The sequence below is a fragment of the Roseibium sp. FZY0029 genome, assembly GCF_036350355.1.
Taxonomy (GTDB): Bacteria; Pseudomonadota; Alphaproteobacteria; order Rhizobiales; family Stappiaceae; genus Roseibium.
In genome coordinates this window covers 476,139-492,260 of sequence record NZ_JAZDVZ010000003.1, presented here as the reverse complement: position 1 = coordinate 492,260, position 16,122 = coordinate 476,139, and the positions used below count along the sequence as shown (strand labels likewise).

13 protein-coding genes are annotated in these 16,122 nt (G+C 58.7%); 7 read left to right on the top strand and 6 right to left on the bottom strand.

Annotation, left to right across the window (positions count from 1 at the left end):
• Position 1: 1 nt before the first annotated feature.
• Together V1T76_RS10605 and V1T76_RS10600 are read right to left on the bottom strand one after the other, a co-directional pair.
• Positions 2-664 carry an HAD hydrolase-like protein gene (locus V1T76_RS10605; RefSeq protein ID WP_330560628.1) on the bottom strand — a complete coding sequence of 221 codons (663 nt, stop codon included), beginning with the start codon at positions 662-664 and terminating at the stop codon, positions 2-4.
• A 186-nt stretch (positions 665-850) separates the two neighbouring features.
• The gene (locus V1T76_RS10600; protein WP_330560627.1) at positions 851-2,494 is read right to left on the bottom strand and encodes a methyl-accepting chemotaxis protein; all 1,644 of its coding nucleotides are present in this window, start codon (positions 2,492-2,494) and stop codon (positions 851-853) included.
• A gap of 354 nt (positions 2,495-2,848) precedes the next feature.
• Here V1T76_RS10600 and rpiA point away from each other — a divergent pair, with 354 nt between their 5' ends.
• The 3 genes from rpiA to gor all read left to right on the top strand — a co-directional run bounded on the left by rpiA (position 2,849) and on the right by gor (position 5,745).
• Positions 2,849-3,541: a ribose-5-phosphate isomerase RpiA gene (gene rpiA / locus V1T76_RS10595; RefSeq protein WP_330560626.1), complete on the top strand. Its 693-nt coding sequence runs from the start codon at positions 2,849-2,851 to the stop codon at positions 3,539-3,541.
• A gap of 54 nt (positions 3,542-3,595) precedes the next feature.
• The gene (locus V1T76_RS10590; protein WP_040438797.1) at positions 3,596-4,111 is read left to right on the top strand and encodes a DUF2059 domain-containing protein; all 516 of its coding nucleotides are present in this window, start codon (positions 3,596-3,598) and stop codon (positions 4,109-4,111) included.
• 257 nt (positions 4,112-4,368) lie between these two features.
• Positions 4,369-5,745: a glutathione-disulfide reductase gene (gor, locus tag V1T76_RS10585; protein WP_330560625.1), complete on the top strand. Its 1,377-nt coding sequence runs from the start codon at positions 4,369-4,371 to the stop codon at positions 5,743-5,745.
• 49 nt (positions 5,746-5,794) lie between these two features.
• Here gor and V1T76_RS10580 read toward each other — a convergent pair whose 3' ends face one another.
• The 3 genes from V1T76_RS10580 to V1T76_RS10570 form a co-directional block, all read right to left on the bottom strand.
• Entirely contained in the window at positions 5,795-7,342 is a 1,548-nt protein-coding gene (locus V1T76_RS10580; protein WP_330560624.1) for a sensor domain-containing diguanylate cyclase, read from the bottom strand.
• Between the two features lie 198 nt (positions 7,343-7,540).
• Positions 7,541-9,031: a sensor domain-containing diguanylate cyclase gene (locus V1T76_RS10575; protein WP_330560623.1), complete on the bottom strand. Its 1,491-nt coding sequence runs from the start codon at positions 9,029-9,031 to the stop codon at positions 7,541-7,543.
• Positions 9,032-9,167: 136 nt separating this feature from the next.
• Positions 9,168-10,361, bottom strand: coding sequence for an aminotransferase class V-fold PLP-dependent enzyme (locus tag V1T76_RS10570; protein ID WP_330560622.1), 1,194 nt, complete (start codon positions 10,359-10,361; stop codon positions 9,168-9,170).
• Positions 10,362-10,414: 53 nt separating this feature from the next.
• On the opposite strand from V1T76_RS10570, the gene V1T76_RS10565 reads away from it, so the two are divergent.
• Complete coding sequence (locus V1T76_RS10565; RefSeq protein WP_330560621.1) at positions 10,415-11,011, top strand: gamma-glutamylcyclotransferase; 597 nt, start codon at positions 10,415-10,417, stop codon at positions 11,009-11,011.
• Positions 11,012-11,025: 14 nt separating this feature from the next.
• On the opposite strand, the gene V1T76_RS10560 is transcribed toward V1T76_RS10565, so the two are convergent.
• Positions 11,026-11,784, bottom strand: coding sequence for a VIT1/CCC1 transporter family protein (locus tag V1T76_RS10560; protein WP_330560620.1), 759 nt, complete (start codon positions 11,782-11,784; stop codon positions 11,026-11,028).
• Positions 11,785-12,035: 251 nt separating this feature from the next.
• Here V1T76_RS10560 and V1T76_RS10555 point away from each other — a divergent pair, with 251 nt between their 5' ends.
• The 3 genes from V1T76_RS10555 (at position 12,036) to V1T76_RS10545 (ending at position 15,925) form a co-directional block, all read left to right on the top strand.
• On the top strand, positions 12,036-13,418 hold the full coding sequence (locus tag V1T76_RS10555; RefSeq protein ID WP_330560619.1) for a class II 3-deoxy-7-phosphoheptulonate synthase: 1,383 nt from the start codon (positions 12,036-12,038) through the stop codon (positions 13,416-13,418).
• A gap of 161 nt (positions 13,419-13,579) precedes the next feature.
• Positions 13,580-14,113 (top strand): response regulator, encoded by a 534-nt coding sequence (locus tag V1T76_RS10550; protein WP_330560618.1) that lies wholly within the window; start codon positions 13,580-13,582, stop codon positions 14,111-14,113.
• A 144-nt stretch (positions 14,114-14,257) separates the two neighbouring features.
• Positions 14,258-15,925: an NAD+ synthase gene (locus V1T76_RS10545; protein WP_330560617.1), complete on the top strand. Its 1,668-nt coding sequence runs from the start codon at positions 14,258-14,260 to the stop codon at positions 15,923-15,925.
• The last annotated feature ends 197 nt before the right edge of the window (positions 15,926-16,122 follow it).

Sequence of the window (16,122 nt, the reverse complement as noted above, 5' to 3'; positions counted from 1 at the left end):
CTCAGGACTTGAGAGACGCGACGGCACCCGCCAGCTCGTCAAAATGCGAAATCACCCGGTCCGGAGAAAGCTCCCGGACCGGAACGGTCGTATATCCGAAATCGACCGCGATCACCGGAATACCGGCGTTGCGTGCGGCGTCGATATCAGTGCCGCTGTCCCCGATCATGATGGAGCCGCCGATCTGGCCACCCGCCCGGTGAATGGCACCATGCACGGGTTCTGCATGAGGTTTGGCGACGTGGAAGGTATCGCCGCCGACGACCGCGTCGAAATGCCTTGCAAGATCAAGCGTTGCCAGAAGCGGATGCGTCAGGCGTTCGACCTTGTTGGTGCAGACCGCCAGTTTCCATCCGTCCTTCCGGAAGGTTTCAAGCGCCGTAACAACACCGTCGAAGGGCCGCGTGTGAACGGCGATGTTGGCGGCATAATGTTCCAGAAAATGCGCGAAGAGCGGAGCGACTGTCTCGTCTGTCCAGGATATGCCGTTGAACTCCAGACCGCGCTGGATCAGCACCTTCGCGCCCAGACCAACCATGTTGGCGACGTTGTCCTGGGGAATGGCCGAATGCCCGGCGGACGTCAGTACAACATTCAAGGTGGCGACGAGATCTTCCATGGAAGACACAAGCGTGCCATCCAGATCGAAAACCAGAACGGACATGTGACCCTCTGAAAAAGCAGGAACGGTACAGCATTGACGCTTTCATGCCGGCCCGCATGACTGCGGGCAGGACAGCCGGCCCGGAAATGTGGGAACGGCCTGCATTTGCCCAAATGCAGGGCACCTTCAATGCCTAACGGTATCGCCGATCCACTGCAAGGGTGCGATCGGCGAGGCTGGCTTGTTCTAGAGTTTATACGCGGTGCGGAACCCGCCCCAGTGTCGGCCCTGAACGATGATCGGCGCATCGATCTCCTTCATCCAGACGATATTGCCGCCGCCCATGTCCCGGGCATAGGACTGGATCAGGAAGGGGCGTGTGTTGCGTGCGGCGCTAAGGCCTGCGCGGTCGTCAAAGATCCGCTTGTTCCGGCAATTGGCGGTGTTCCAGGCCACATCGTCCGGTTTTTGAGGCTTGGAGTAGATCAGATTGTGCACCGGCAGGTAGCCGTTGCGGTCGACCGAGGCGCAAAAGGCCATGCCCTCTGACTTGCCGAGGATCTCTTCCTGGATCGTGGGAAGGATCTTTTCAAGATGGCCGAGTGCGCGCGTGGAAACCTGCGGCGGATTGGTTCCGGCGATATGTTGGTAGTTCGTGTCGAACAGGTCGTCCAAGCTGAGCTGACGCTGCGCGATGAGATCTTCCATCGCAGCGGCAATTCGTGAAGCGCCTGTCTGGACGCGTTCCACTTCAACGGCGTGGCTGGCATGAATGTCGGCAATCTTGCGCTCCAGCGCAGCCTGGAACTCTTCGTCCTTGTTGACAAAGCAGCCGTGGCAACCGTGTTCGGAAACAGCGACGATGCGTACGTCCACCTGGCCTACGCCGGCAATATCCAGATGTGCATTCATGCCCGGCTTCAGGTTAGCGCCGTCTTCCGGCCGGAACAACGTGCCACCTTCGGAGATATCATGGGTCTCGATCCGTGCTGTCGTCCCGCCTGCCGTCACTGTTCCGGACAGCTTGATCGGCAGCCGGTCGTGCTGGCGCCGGTCGCCGATTTCCGTCTGCCGGATCATCATGGTGAAGCGGGATTGCAGCGCCTTGGACGCCGTGCTCATTTCCGCTCCGGTTTCGCGCGCCAGCATGCCGCCTTCTTCTGCTTCGGCGGCAGAATCAGTAATCGTGCGCGCGGTCCGCAACACTTCCTGAACGAAGTCTGCCGTCTGCTGCGCCTGATCCCCAATTCTGCTTGTGGTTTCCACCTGGGTCTGAACCGCATCCTCGACGGCGGCGAAGCTCGGACGGATCTTGCCAATGACCTCGATGATCTGGTTGACCGATCCGAGACTGTGTTCCGCAGACTGATTGAGGCGGTCGATATTGGCTACGATCTGTTCCGTCGCCGATTGGGTTTCCACCGAAAGTGCCTTCACCTCGTTGGCGACGACGGAAAATCCGCGTCCGGCTTCTCCGGCACGGGCCGCTTCGATGGTGGCATTGAGGGCCAGCAGGTTGGTTTGTTTGGCAATATCCGAAATCAGGCTGACGACATTTGCGATGTCGTCGATGGCGTGTTTGAGCTCCAACACACCCTGGTTGACCTCGGCCGCAACGTCGCGCGCTTCCTGGGCCAGCTGATTGGAGACACCGACCTGTGCTCCGATTTCGCTGCTGGAACTGGACAGGTCCTGAATGGAAGCCGCCAGGCCGGAAGCGTTTTCATTGGCAACGGCCGACTGATCCGCAAGCGACTGGCTGTCGCTGCGGATGGTTTCCAGCTTGTCCATCTGACTGATCAGCCGGTCCTGAACCTTTTCAGCCGCAGCGTTGATGGTCTTGGCCGCAACCTGCAGATCATCTTCCAGACTATCGAGAACGAAGCTCATCTGGCTGGCTACCAGCGGTGTTTCCGTCTGGGTTTCGGAAACATTGTCAGTTTCCTCAGGGGTAGGTATCTCTTTGTTTGAATTATTGTATTCGTATTTCTGCCGTGGCTTAAGTCGAAGAATGTTCATCGGATTTTGTGCTTTCCACACCCTAGACAATTGAATGCATTATCTATTGTTCATCTGAAATGATGGTTAATAAAACACGGATATCGGCGGAGGTTGGCCGTTTAGCCGTTGAAGAGGGGGAATGTCACTGGACCGGCGGATACCGGCCATGTTAAGCACCCGGCGGCCGGATGGAGATGATCTGACAGTCTTCTCCGCCCATCAGGTTGGCCCTAGGAACGGTATATGAGCGACCAGTACAAAAAACTGGCGGCGGAACGCGCTGCCGACGATGTTACATCCGGAATGCGTCTTGGAATTGGGACCGGTTCGACTGCCGAGTTTTTCGTCCACGCGCTTGCCCGCCGGGTGCAAGACGGTCTGGACGTTATTGGTGTGCCGACGTCGGAGCGCACTCGGGAACTGGCCTCGAGCCTCGGCATTCGCCTGACCACTCTCGACGAGTTGCCGGAACTGGATCTGACGATTGATGGCGCCGATGAACTGGACCCCCATCTGTCGCTCATCAAGGGCGGCGGGGGCGCATTGCTGCGCGAAAAGATTGTCGCGTCGGCTTCGGCCAGCATGATCGTCATTGCGGATGGTAGCAAGGAAGTTGCCACGCTTGGCCGCTTTCCCTTGCCGATCGAGGTTGTTCCTTTCGGTCTCGAAGCAACGCGGCGCGCTATCCTGAAAGTGTTCAAGGACCTGGGCCTGCCGCAGAACCTGGCACTGCGCGGCGGATCGACCGAGCCTTTCGTCACGGACGGCGGGCACTTCATCCTGGATGCGCAGCTTGAAAGCATACCTGAGGTCCGGACCCTGGGCGACCGGCTGGTCGCCATTCCGGGGGTTGTCGAACACGGCCTCTTCATTGAACTTGCAACAAAAGCTTACGTGGCTGGCACAGATGGGGTAAAGACCGTCTTGCCCATCTAAGTGGTGTGGATTTGGCTTTCCAGACTAAGATGAAAGCCGCCTAGGAGTAGAAAAATGAAGCTTATCAAATCTTTCCCGCGGGGAGCTGTATTGGGCGCAGCCATGATGGCCGCGGGTTTCGTCGCCTCCGGTGCGGCTGCACAGGAAGCTGTTTCCGAGAGCCACCTTGCCGCAGCCAAACAGGTTGCCGTTGTGACCAAGGTTCTGGAGCCGTTCGACGACATCCTGCCGATCCTTGCCGAACAGACCCGGACCGCTTTCATCCAGTCCGAACCGACTCGCGCAGAAGAGATCTCGGAAGTCGTGCAGAATGTTGCGCTGACGCTGGCTCCGAAGCGGGTCGAGCTCAACAATCTGGTTTACAAGGCCTGGGCCGACAACTTCACCGAGGAAGAGCTGAAACAGCTTGCTGAATTCTACAGCACCGACCTCGGCCAGAAGTTGACCGAAAAGATCCCGACCATCACGCAGTATTCCGTTGGTGCTGCCCGTGAGTGGCAGGACAAGATCTCCACCGAAATGGTGACCATGGTTCAGGAAGAACTGGCCAAGCTTAACGCTGCTCAGTGAGGGCAGAGGTTCCCCATTGGCCATGCCAATGGCAGGGAACACGCTTTTCACACGAATAAGTGAGGCCGGCTTCATGACCGGCTGTTGGGCCGCGCAAGCGGCCCAATTCTTTTGGGACGAGCCTCGGCCTGCCGGGCCGGGGTGTCCTATCCAGGCAGGCTTGCACACTTGTACCGCGGCTTTCGTTGCCTATCTGCGGGGCTGGCAAAACTTTGTCCGAGAGCGGCAGGCGGACTTCTGATCACGATGAGGCATAGATGACCGACTACGATTACGATCTTTTTGTTATTGGCGGCGGCTCCGGCGGCGTCCGTGCTGCCAGAATTGCAGCGACGCACGGGGCCCGGGTCGGTATCGCCGAGGAGTACCGCTACGGTGGCACCTGCGTCATCCGCGGCTGCGTTCCCAAGAAGCTGTTTGTCTATGCTTCCAAGTTCTCCGAGGAATTCGAAGATGCGGAAGGCTTCGGCTGGACGGTCGGCGAACGCGCGTTTTCTTGGGAAAAGCTCGTCGCGGCAAAGGATCAGGAAATCACCCGCCTCGAGGGCATTTATCGGCGCAATCTCGAGCGGACCGATGTTGAAGTCCATGACAGCCGCGCGGTAATTGAAGATGCCCACACCGTGCGCCTGCTCTCCACTGGACAGACCTTGACTGCGAAATACATTTTGGTGGCGGTCGGCGCTTCGCCGAATGTCGACAAGGACCTGCCGGGCGTCGAGCATGTCATCACCTCCAACGAAGCCTTCCACCTTGCAGAACTGCCGAGCAAGATCGTGGTTGCCGGCGGCGGATATATTGCGGTCGAGTTTGCGGGCATATTCAATGGCCTCGGGGTCGACACGACGCTGATCTATCGCGGCGAGGAGATCCTGCGTGGTTTCGACCGCGAACTTCGCACGGCGGTGCGGCAGGAAATGGAAAAGAAGGGCATCAAGGTGGTGCTCAACGATACCTTCTCGAAAATCGAAAAGTCGTCTGACGGCACTTTGATCGGTCACACCAGTGGCGGGCTCAAGCTGGAAGCGGGGCAGATCATGTTTGCCATCGGCCGCAATCCGCATACCACAGACCTCGGCCTGGAAAAGGCCGGTGTCGAAATGGACAGCTCGGGCGCCATCAAGGTTGAGGCAGATAGCCGTACCAACGTTGAATCCATCTATGCCGTTGGTGATGTAACCAATCGGGCCAACCTGACGCCGGTTGCGATCCGGGAAGGCCATGCCTTTGCCGACACCGTTTTCGGCAACAATCCCTGGACCGTCGATCACAGCCTGATTGCCACGGCGGTATTCTCGCAGCCGGAGATGGGCACTGTCGGCCTCACACAGGAAGAAGCGCTGCAGCGCACGCCCAATCTCGACATCTACAAGTCCAGCTTCCGCCCGATGAAACACACCTTGTCCGGACGGGACGAGAAGATGCTCATGAAAATGATCGTCGACGCGGATACGCAGAAGGTTCTCGGCGTTCACATCATGGGGCCGGATGCAGGTGAACTGGCGCAGATCCTCGGTGTCACCTTGCAGATGGGCGCGACCAAGGCCGATTTCGACAGGACGATTGCCGTTCATCCGACAGCTGCGGAAGAACTCGTCACCATGCGCGAACCAACCGAGCGTCTGCGCGGGTAATCTCGCCTGTCGGAAAGAGCTCCCGCGGGGCGAGTGTCCCGCGGCGTTTTTATTTCGCAGGACCGGATGCAGCGCGCGGTCGTCGCACGTCGCTGGTAAGGGGCAAGACGCCATCCGGCCCGACCTCCATTTCCTGGACGTCCGCGTAAAAGCAATACCGGCCCCGGCCCAGTTTCTTAGACTGGTAGAGAGCTGCGTCCGATCGGGTGACCAGCAGTTCTGCCGTGCTTCCGTCCTTGGGGGCAACCGCGATCCCGACGCTCAGTCCGATCTGCGCAATTTCACCGTTTGAGATCGGCACGGGCAGTTCACCGGCAGCAACCAGTGCCTGGCACAGATCGCTCAAGCCTTCCCGGGCAACGCTGCCCCGATAAATCACCATGAATTCGTCACCGCCGATGCGGCAGACCAGGCCGGGTTTGCCGACCGCTGTGGTCAGGCGTTCGGCCATGGCCTTGATGACGAGATCTCCGGCCGAATGGCCAAAGGTGTCGTTCACTGCCTTGAACTTGTCCAGGTCACAGTGAATAACGGCAAAGGGTTTGTCCGGCAGGTTCTTGACCGACGATTCCAGAACGCGGTTGAATTGCAAACGGTTTGCGAGCCCTGTCAGGGTGTCATGCAGCGCCAGATATCGGTTCTGGTGTTCGCTTGCCTGAAGCGAGGTTGTCAGTTGGCCGATGCGCCAGGCAATGCCGAAGGCGAGGGTGCCGAGAGCGAGGCTCAAGATCACGATAACAGGGACGATGGTTGGCCAGAGGGATTCCCCGACCGTCTGGCTGTCCCAGCGAAACACTCCCAGCGGATCTCCGTCTGGGCCGGTGACGATATGATGCGGGCCGCTTCCAGTCGTGCCAGTCTCGGCGTCAAATCCGAAATTCGCGAAATTCAGCTGCGCATTGAGCTGACCGAGCAGAAAGGCATCGACGTAATGCGCCGACAGCAGCACCGTCGGCGGTCCATCCGGCAATGTCTCCTGATAATCGTCCGGAATGATCGGCATCGCACCGAAGATGGCCGGTTTGCCGTCAATATGGACAAAGCCCATGACGGCGTATTCGCCGGGGTCTGCCCCTTGAAGGGATTTGTGGCCGAAACCGCCGGGCACCCGCACCCGGTTCTGCAGGTAAAGCGCCTTGATTTTTTCATGGACGACCTCAAGCTCCGGCGTTTCGGAGATCGGGCGCCGGATGACATGGGTGTAGTCGGCAAAGGATTCTGCCAGAACGTCGCCTTCTCCGGATATCAGCATCACCTTGCTGTGGCGATAGGTCGACCAAAGGGTGTCGAAGCTGCTCCGGACATAAGCAGGATCGAAATTGCGCACGAGCTTGTGCACCGACTGGTCCGATGAGGCGACGACGATCTGTTCGCGAACAATGGTGCGCAGGTGATCAGCCAGGGCGCTGCGAAACAGGCGTTCTTCGTTGGCAATCGCCTGTTGTCTGGAGGCTTGGGAGGCGACATAGCCGACGAACAGCAGCGAAACGGAAGTCACGGCAATCAGCAAACCGGCAAGCAGAAATGCCAGCCTGGAAATATGCTGCCGGGGAATCTTCGCGTTTTGGTCGCTGTATCTGCGCCGGAACTCGGTCAAGTTGCGATCCCGATTGGGTCTTCCTACGTTATCTTGTATTTTTAACAGCCAAGAGTAAAGTGAGTGTAATGACGAATACATGGATGGGGAGGAATAATATTAAATCTTTCAATTTTTACGAGGATTTGTCTCTGATGATTTCTTGGTAATAGTATTAATTACAATGTTATTTGAGGCTGTAGTGCGCGCCTTTCAGCGTCAAGCCTCGTAGGCTTGCTGTGCTATCGGCTTGCGGATCTGGGCCGCTTCAAGGCTGTGAGGGCCCGCGAATTCAAACCCATTGCGGCCGGTTTCCTTGGCCCGGTAGAGCGCCATATCGGCCATACGTATGAGGTCCTGCTCGCGCATACCCGCCTCCGGCGCGCTGGCGATACCGATGCTGACACCGATACCGACTTTATGCCCGCCGCCGATGTCGATGGGTTCGGCGATCGACCGGCAGATGTCCCCGGCCAGGGCGGCAAGACCGTCCCGGTCCGTTTGATGGGTCAGAAGGACAAGGAATTCGTCTCCGCCAATGCGGCTGACAACACCATTCTCGCCCACCAGAACTTTCAACCGGTCGGCGACGGTGCAGATGACCCTGTCTCCGGCTTCATGGCCGTAGGTGTCGTTCACAGGTTTGAAGCGGTCGAGATCGCAGGCAAAAATCGCAAAACCGCGATCCGGCAGGCCGTCCAGCGAAAAGGCCAGACAGTCGGAGAAGTGATGCCGGTTCGCCAGTCCCGTCAGGGCATCGTGCCGTGCGAAATACCGGTTCTTTCGTTCGCTCTCCTCCAGCGTAGCCGACAGGCGGCTGATCTTTGTGGCCAGAGCGAAAGCCACGATGGCGATGAAGGAAGCCAGCAGGACGATCAGCGGCATGGCCATTATCCAGATTTCGCGTCCGGGTTTGGAATGGTCCCAGCGGAAGTAGCCGAATGTGGAACCGTCCGCCGCCTGCACCAGATAGTTCGTCGGGTGCCTGCGTTCAGGTTCGCCGAGATAAAATCTGAAATCCCTGTAGCCGAGTTGATCTCTCAACCCGTTGAGCCAGTCATCGTCAATGTAGACGGCATTGACCAGAATTGCCGGGTAGGGGCCTTCAAGGCGGACCTGACCTTCGTCGGGAAGGATCGGTATGGCACTGACAAACGCCCGGGTTCCGTCGATCACGGCAAAGGCGGCTTGAGACGTTTCCAGAAGGGCGGACTGAGGCATGTACCAATCCGCCAAAAGGGAGTTCGAACCGTTCTTGTGTGTCCGGAATACGGCTGCGGTCTGTTCGGCAAGTTTCCGGATCGGATTGCCGGACTGCAGCGGCTTGTTTTCAAACAGAACATCGTCCTTGATTGCCTGTGCGATCAAGGTCCCGTCCGGTGTCACCAAAAATGTCCGGTCGAGATTGAAATCTTCCCACAGGTCGCCGACCAGATCGTCTTCGATGAACGCGCGGTCGAGCGGGGCCTGAAGGGCGTTGAAAGTCCTGTCCCACTGGGCCACCGTCATCTGATCCCGGGCGACCTGCCGATGAATGTCATTCAGGGTGCGGGTCAGATGCAGTTGCTCGGCTTCAAGAGCGCGCCTGTCGGCCTCGCCCCAGGCCATCTGGGCGATGAAGGTGAGGGAGGCTGTCGACAGGACAATCAGCAGAGCGGCAAAGCCGTAGATCCAGACAGTGATCCGCCGGCCGGCTTGTGGAGGCGCCATCCCCGGAGGCGCTGCAGCCGATGTCTTTTTTGTCATTTGGAACAAGAACAGTCATCCCCTCTTTCCCGGATGTGAGGGCTGTCTAGTGGAAGAACTTTAACACCGGGTGGGGGGAAGGTTGTTTTCAGGCCGTTCCCTAACGAAAACTACCGAGACACTTAACAAAGCGTTCAATTTCGTCTTCGCAGTTGAATGCATGAACCGAAGCGCGCACCACAGCGTCAAGACCTCGCAGCGGCAGGTCGATGCGCGATGAGCTGGCCTGGCTGACTGAAACGTTGATCCCTGCCTGACTGAGCCTTTGTTTGGTCTGTTCCGGGGTCTCACCCTGCCATGTAAACGTGACGATGCCCCCCTTGCGTTGTCCCTTGTCGTGCAAGGTCGCCTCGGGACGAGCAGACAGCTCCGACCGCAAATGGTCACCGAGTTCGCAGATCCGTTTACCCAGCCGCGCCATTCCAAAGCCGATGGCATAACTGACGCCAACGCCGAGACCGATCTGGCCGGCAACGTAGCGTTCCCAGGTCTCGAACCGTCGGGCGTGGGGGACGAGTTCGTAGCGATCCTCATCGATCCATTCGGCAGCCTGGAGATCCACAAACGGTGGTTCCACCTGGTCCAGAACGGCGTCGCTGACGTAGAGAAAACCGGTTCCACGCGGGCCACGCAGATATTTGCGGCCGGTTCCGGACAGCATGTGGCAACCGATATCGTCGACGTTCAGCGGGATTTGCCCGGCGGACTGACAGGCGTCCAGCAGGTAGAGCACACCGGTCTGCCGCGCGATCTCTCCAACATCTTCAGCCGGGTTGATCAGCCCGGAAAACGTCGGGATGTGGGTCAACGCGATGAGCCTTGTTTTCGGACCAATGGCTGCCTTCAGGGCCTTGAGGTCGATTTGTCCGAAGGCATCATCCTCCACAATGTCGATCTCGATCCCCTTGCGCCGCTTCATCTGCAGCAGGGCGACGTAGTTGGAGACATATTCGGCGCGTCCGGTAACGACGCGATCTCCCTCCCGGAAGTCGATCCCGTAAAAGGCCATGTCCCAGGCCCGGGTGGCATTTTCGACATAGGCAATCTCATGTGGTTTGCTGCAGATCAACGCTGCAACGGAGGTATAAAACGTGTCCATGGCGGTCTTGGCAGCCGCTGCCGCCTCGTAGCCGCCGAGGGTGGCTTCAAGGTCAAGGTGCTGCTTGACGGCCTCCAGAACCGGGGTTGGGGCGAGGCCCGTTCCGGCATTGTTAAAGTGAATAAGCTGACGTACACCCGGAGTATCGTCCCTCAAGAGGTCGACATCCTGCTGGGTAAGAGATGGAACGTTCATGACACCCTCGGGAACAGTATAAGAAAAACAACCAGGCACCAGACAAGCACCAGATGACGATCACTTATTTTGGTTATGGCTCCCTCGTCAATGTTGACACCATTCCCCCGGGTGTCGAAGTGACACCTGGCGTCCTTCACGGCTGGGTGCGGGAGTGGAAGGTATGCGGCGAGGGCGAGAACGGCCAGGGACGTTGCGCGCTGACGGTTCGCGAGCAGGAAGGCATGCGCATCATGGGTGTGATGGCACGTGAACCGAAGACGCGCCTTGCGGAGCTGGAGCTTCGTGAGAAACGCTATCTGAAGGTCGAAGCGGTCGGCAACGCGTTTCGATGCGATGCGGCGATGCAGCCGGGGCCCGACGAACTGTTTCTTTTCCGGGCAGCTCCCGAACACTGCCGATGGGGCACAGACACGCACCCCATTCTGCAAAGCTATCTGGACTGCGTTCTTGCCGGGTTCTTCCGGTTCTGGGGCGAGGCGGGGATCGATCATTTTCTGGAAACAACCGATGGCTGGCATGTGCCGGTGTTGCCGGACCGGGCGCGGCCGCAATATCCGCGCAAGATCATGCTGGATCCGGAACTCGCTGACCTGATCGACAGCAAGGTCAAAGCGCTCGGCGTCCGCTATCTTCCACCTGTCGGCTAACCGCCTGGAAGGCGTCAGCCAAGCAGCGCCTGCAGTCCGTAGCCGACACCGAAGGCGATGCCGGCGGCAAAGGTTCCGATTGCGGTCGTTTCCAGTCCGCAGGAAACCCAGTGGCGCTGCGACCAGCGCGCTCTCAGCGAGCCGATGGTGAAAAAAGCAAGGATCGTCAGAACCGTCGCAGTTGCCGCACTGGCGGGGACCGGAAAGACAAACGGCAGCAGCGGGATTGAGCCGAAAAGAACGAAGGCGGCAAAGGTGTAGAGAGCTGCCTTGAGCGGCAACCGCGCTGAATCCGTCAGACCGTATTCCGCCTGCATCATGGTTTCGATCCAGATGGACTTGTTGGAAGAAACCAGGTCGACCAGCGTGTCCAGATCGCGTCCATCATACCCTTTGGCATGAAATATCTGCCGGATTTCCTCTCGTTCGCCTTCGGGTGCCACCGCGATGTGCTTTTCTTCTACGGCCTTCAGACGGGCATAATCTTCGATTTCGGACTTGGAGCCGCTGTAGTTGGCCGCCGCCATGGAAAAGCCATCGGCAAACAGGTTGGCAGCTCCCAGGATCAGGATGATCGTTGCCGAAAGGTCCGCACCGATTGAGCCTGCGACGATGGCAAAGGTCGTCACGGTGCCATCTATGCCGCCATAGACCCAGTCTCTGAGGTAACTGGCGTTCGGTCCTGAAGCGAGCCGGTTCGCGATGTCGTCGGGTCTGTGACTATGCTCCAGACGAGGTGTCGGCATGAAGTCTTCCTCTATGGTTTCACCCACGATGCAGCCCCTGAACCATACCAGCAATGATCCGTCTCAAAGGCGCGGTTTTCGCTTCTGGTGCAGGGACGCGAAAATCATCCTGAAAACTGCGTCAAATTTGGAGGATTGACCTGTGGCCTTGGCGGCCCATGAAGTGTATAAGGCCGCACGTTTGCCTTGAAATGGCAGGCCCTGACGAACGAAAATGTCGCGGACCGCGCGATCAGGGGTGCTAAATTTACCCGCGGGTCCAGTGAGGAGTAGGAAGTATGGCGGAGAAGTGGAGCCCGGACAGCTGGAGATCGAAGCCGATCTTGCAGGTGCCGGAATACCCGGATCAAGAGGCTTTGGCGGATGTTGAACAGCGCCTGTCGACTTATCCGCCGCTGGTTTTTGCAGGTGAAGCGCGCGCGCTGAAGAGCCAGCTTGCAAATGTCGCGCAGGGCAACGGTTTTCTGCTTCAGGGTGGGGACTGCGCCGAAAGCTTTGCCGAACACCATCCCGACCACATTCGTGACTTCTTCCGCGTCTTCCTGCAAATGGCTGTCGTGCTGACCTATGCTGCCAGCCAGCCGGTCGTGAAAGTCGGCCGGATTGCAGGCCAGTTCGCCAAGCCCCGTTCTTCCAATTTCGAGAAGAAGGGCGATGTCGAGCTGCCGAGCTACCGCGGCGACATCATCAACGACATCAACTTCACACCGGAAAGCCGTATCCCGGATCCGGGCCGCATGGCCATGGCTTACCGTCAGTCCGCTGCAACGCTGAACCTTCTGCGTGCGTTTGCGCAGGGCGGGTTTGCGAACCTCGACCAGGTTCATCGCTGGATGCTCGGCTTCATTTCCGACAGCCCGCAAGGTCATCGTTACAAGGAACTTGCCGACCGGATTTCAGAATCCCTCAACTTCATGAAGGCCTGCGGCATCAACGCCGACAGCGTGCCTCAGCTGCGGTCGACAGATTTCTTCACCAGCCACGAAGCTCTGTTGCTGGGCTATGAAGAAGCCCTGACGCGTGTCGATTCCACATCGGGTGACTGGTATGCGACCTCCGGCCACATGATCTGGATCGGCGACCGGACGCGTCAGCCGGATCATGCCCACGTGGAATTCTTCCGCGGCATCAAGAACCCGATCGGACTCAAGTGCGGTCCGTCGCTTTCTCCGGATGGCCTGCTTGAGCTGATCGACATCCTGAACCCGGAAAACGAACCGGGCCGGCTGACGCTGATCGCCCGTTTCGGAGCCGACAAGGTGTTCGACCACCTGCCGCAGCTCGTTCGCGCTGTTCAGCGGGAAGGCAAGTCGGTGGTCTGGTCCTGTGACCCGATGCATGGCAACACCATCTCCGCCGGTGGCTACAAGACCCGGCCGTTCGACCGGATCCTCAAGGAAGTGGAAGCCTTCTTCGCGGTTCACCGGGCCGAAGGCACACATGCAGGCGGTGTTCATATCGAGATGACCGGCCGAAATGTGACCGAGTGCACGGGCGGGGCACGCGCCCTGACCGAAGACCAGCTCGGCGATCGCTACCACACCCATTGCGACCCGCGCCTCAATGCGGATCAGGCGCTGGAGCTGGCGTTCCTGATCGCGGAAAACCTGAAGAAGGAACGCGACGGTCGTCAGGCCGAGCCGCTTGTGGCAAACGCCTGAAACGTGGCGCTTAGGAGAGTTGATTGAAAGGGCGGCAAGTGCCGCCCTTTCTCATTTTTTCCGCATTTTTCCGGGCGAAAATGCCCGAAGGTAAGTCTCGCTTAACGCTCGCAGCGCATACATTCCCGTTAGGGAAACGGGTGAAGTGGGGAGACTGAGAGTTGCGTGAGAAGTGGGATCTATCGAGGATTTCCTGTCTGATTGCGGAAGACAATCCCCACATGCGCTCCATTCTCCGCTCGGTCCTGACGGGCTTTGGCATCCGCTCGGCCTATGAGGCCACCGACGGTGCGGAAGCCCTGGAAATGGTTGTCGACCGCAAGCCGGACATTGTCTTGTGCGACTGGGTCATGAACCCTTTTGGTGGAAACGAATTTCTTCGCATCCTGCGCTCCGACCGGGATCTGGTGATCAGCACCACGCCTGTGCTGATCGTGACGGCTCATGCCAAGAGAGCGACGATCCTGGAAGGCATCGAGATCGGCATCCATGGATTTGTCGCCAAACCCATAGCTCCCGCCATTCTGTATCGCCATATCGGCGAAATCCTTGAGCGTCAGGAAATCCATGGGCGGTCCAAGGGCATCCAGGGGCCTGGTCAACAGTCTCCGCTGCGCAAGCTGAACATCGCCGGCACCGAGCCTGTGTCAGCGCCGGATCCGACGGACGATCTGACCGGCCTCGCCTTGCTCTGACGCAAACGCCGGGTAGAACCGTTTCCGGCCAGGCATTTGCGATTTGTCGGCAAAGCATCTTCTGGACGGGCGCAAATTCCGATTGGACGTTCACCGATCTAGCGGCTACACCAGAAAGCAATGTCACTTCCTGGTAATTCTCCGATGATTTCAGACCGTTTCAGACTGGCTGTCGCGCAGCTAAACCCGACCGTTGGCGATGTGGCCGGGAACGCAGACCTGGTTCGCAAGGCCCGGCAGGAAGCCGCCGCGCAAGGGGCGGACCTTGTCCTGACCTCCGAATTGGTGCTCGCAGGGTATCTGCCGGAAGATCTTGTCTTGAAACCGGCCTTCGTCAGGCGCTGCATGGAAGCAGCCGAAACACTGGCGAGGGAAACCGCCGACGGCGGTCCGGGGCTCATCCTGGGGTCTCCGTGGCGGAGTGAGGAAGGCAAGGTCTATAACGCAGCCCTGCTTCTGGACCAGGGCGAGATCAAGGCTGTTCGCTACAAATACGACCTGCCGAACTACAGCGTCTTTGACGAAAAGCGGGTGTTTGCAGCTGGTCCCTTGCCCGGGCCTGTCGACTTTCGCGGCGTGCGTATCGGTCTTCCGATCTGCGAGGACATCTGGAACGACGAGGTTTGCGAGTGTCTGGAGGAAACCGGTGCGGAGCTTCTTCTGGTTCCCAACGGCTCTCCTTATTGGGAACACAGGGCAGAGCACCGCCTTCAGGTGGTCGTCTCACGGGTGGTGCAGACCGGCTTGCCGCTGATCTACTGCAACCAGCTTGGCGGGCAGGACGAGCTCGTCTTCGATGGCGGCTCTTTCGCGCTTCATGCCGACCGTTCGCTGGCGTTCCAGATGCCTCAGTTCGAAACCGCTCTCGGCATCAGCGACTGGAAACGGGACGGCGACACCTGGGTCTGCGAGAACGGTTCTGTGGCAAAGCTGCCGGATCTCGATGAGGCCAATTGGCGGGCCTGTGTCATGGGCCTCGGGGACTATGTGACCAAGAACGGCTTCCCCGGTGTGGTATTGGGGCTTTCCGGCGGCATCGACTCCGCCATTTGCGCGGCCATGGCGGTTGATGCGCTTGGAGCCGACAAGGTGCACGCGATCATGCTGCCGTACCGCTATACGTCGGAAGAAAGCATCACCGATGCGGCCGCTTGCGCCAAGGCTCTTGGCATCCGCTATGACACGGTGCCGATTTCCGAACCGGTCGAAGGGTTCCGGTCGGCGCTCAGCAATCTGTTTGCCGGCACCAAGGAAGATACGACCGAAGAAAACCTTCAGTCGCGTGCACGTGGTGTGATCCTGATGGCGGTGTCCAACAAGTTTGGCCACATGGTCATGACAACCGGCAACAAGTCGGAAATGTCGGTCGGTTACGCTACGCTTTATGGCGACATGAACGGCGGCTACAACCCGATCAAGGATCTCTACAAGACCCAGGTTTATCACCTGGCCGAATGGCGGAACAACAACCAGCCGGAAGGTCTGCTGGGGCCGAGCGGAGAGGTGATCCCCTCCAACATCATCACCAAAGTGCCGACAGCCGAACTGCGTGAAAACCAGACCGACCAGGATTCCCTGCCGCCTTACGATGTGCTCGACGATATTCTGGAATGTCTTGTGGAAGACGAGATGTCGGTGGGCGACATTGAAAAACGCGGCCATGATCGAGCGCTGATCCACCGGATCGAGCATCTTCTCTATATTGCCGAATACAAACGCCGGCAGGCGCCTCCAGGTGTGAAGATCACCGAGCGCAATTTCGGCAAGGACCGGCGATATCCCATCACCAACAGGTTCCGAGACCGCTCCTGAGGGAAGGGCGCTTGATGGGCGCTTGCCAGGCGAACGTTTCGCAGAATCTGACCGATTGAAAAATGCATGGGCGCGGTAGGAGCAATTGCCCACATCCTGAGGAGGACCGTTCAGGTTGGTCCCAAAGGGTGGGGGGCTCGTTCAGCCGGAATTGGTCCATCCTTCAAGACGGCGTTACGTGCTTCCTCACGATGAGG

Excerpts from the sequence above, each read along its gene's own strand:
- rpiA (WP_330560626.1), top strand. The coding sequence starts at position 2,849 with ATGAGCGACCAGTACAAAAAACTGGCGGCGGAACGCGCTGCCGACGAT.
- V1T76_RS10605 (WP_330560628.1), bottom strand. The coding sequence starts at position 664 with ATGTCCGTTCTGGTTTTCGATCTGGATGGCACGCTTGTGTCTTCCATG.
- V1T76_RS10600 (WP_330560627.1), bottom strand. The coding sequence starts at position 2,494 with ATGAGCTTCGTTCTCGATAGTCTGGAAGATGATCTGCAGGTTGCGGCC.
- V1T76_RS10570 (WP_330560622.1), bottom strand. The coding sequence starts at position 10,361 with ATGAACGTTCCATCTCTTACCCAGCAGGATGTCGACCTCTTGAGGGAC.
- V1T76_RS10555 (WP_330560619.1), top strand. The coding sequence starts at position 12,036 with ATGGCGGAGAAGTGGAGCCCGGACAGCTGGAGATCGAAGCCGATCTTG.
- gor (WP_330560625.1), top strand. The coding sequence starts at position 4,369 with ATGACCGACTACGATTACGATCTTTTTGTTATTGGCGGCGGCTCCGGC.
- V1T76_RS10565 (WP_330560621.1), top strand. The coding sequence starts at position 10,415 with ATGACGATCACTTATTTTGGTTATGGCTCCCTCGTCAATGTTGACACC.
- V1T76_RS10590 (WP_040438797.1), top strand. The coding sequence starts at position 3,596 with ATGAAGCTTATCAAATCTTTCCCGCGGGGAGCTGTATTGGGCGCAGCC.
- V1T76_RS10545 (WP_330560617.1), top strand. The coding sequence starts at position 14,258 with ATGATTTCAGACCGTTTCAGACTGGCTGTCGCGCAGCTAAACCCGACC.
- V1T76_RS10575 (WP_330560623.1), bottom strand. The coding sequence starts at position 9,031 with ATGGCGCCTCCACAAGCCGGCCGGCGGATCACTGTCTGGATCTACGGC.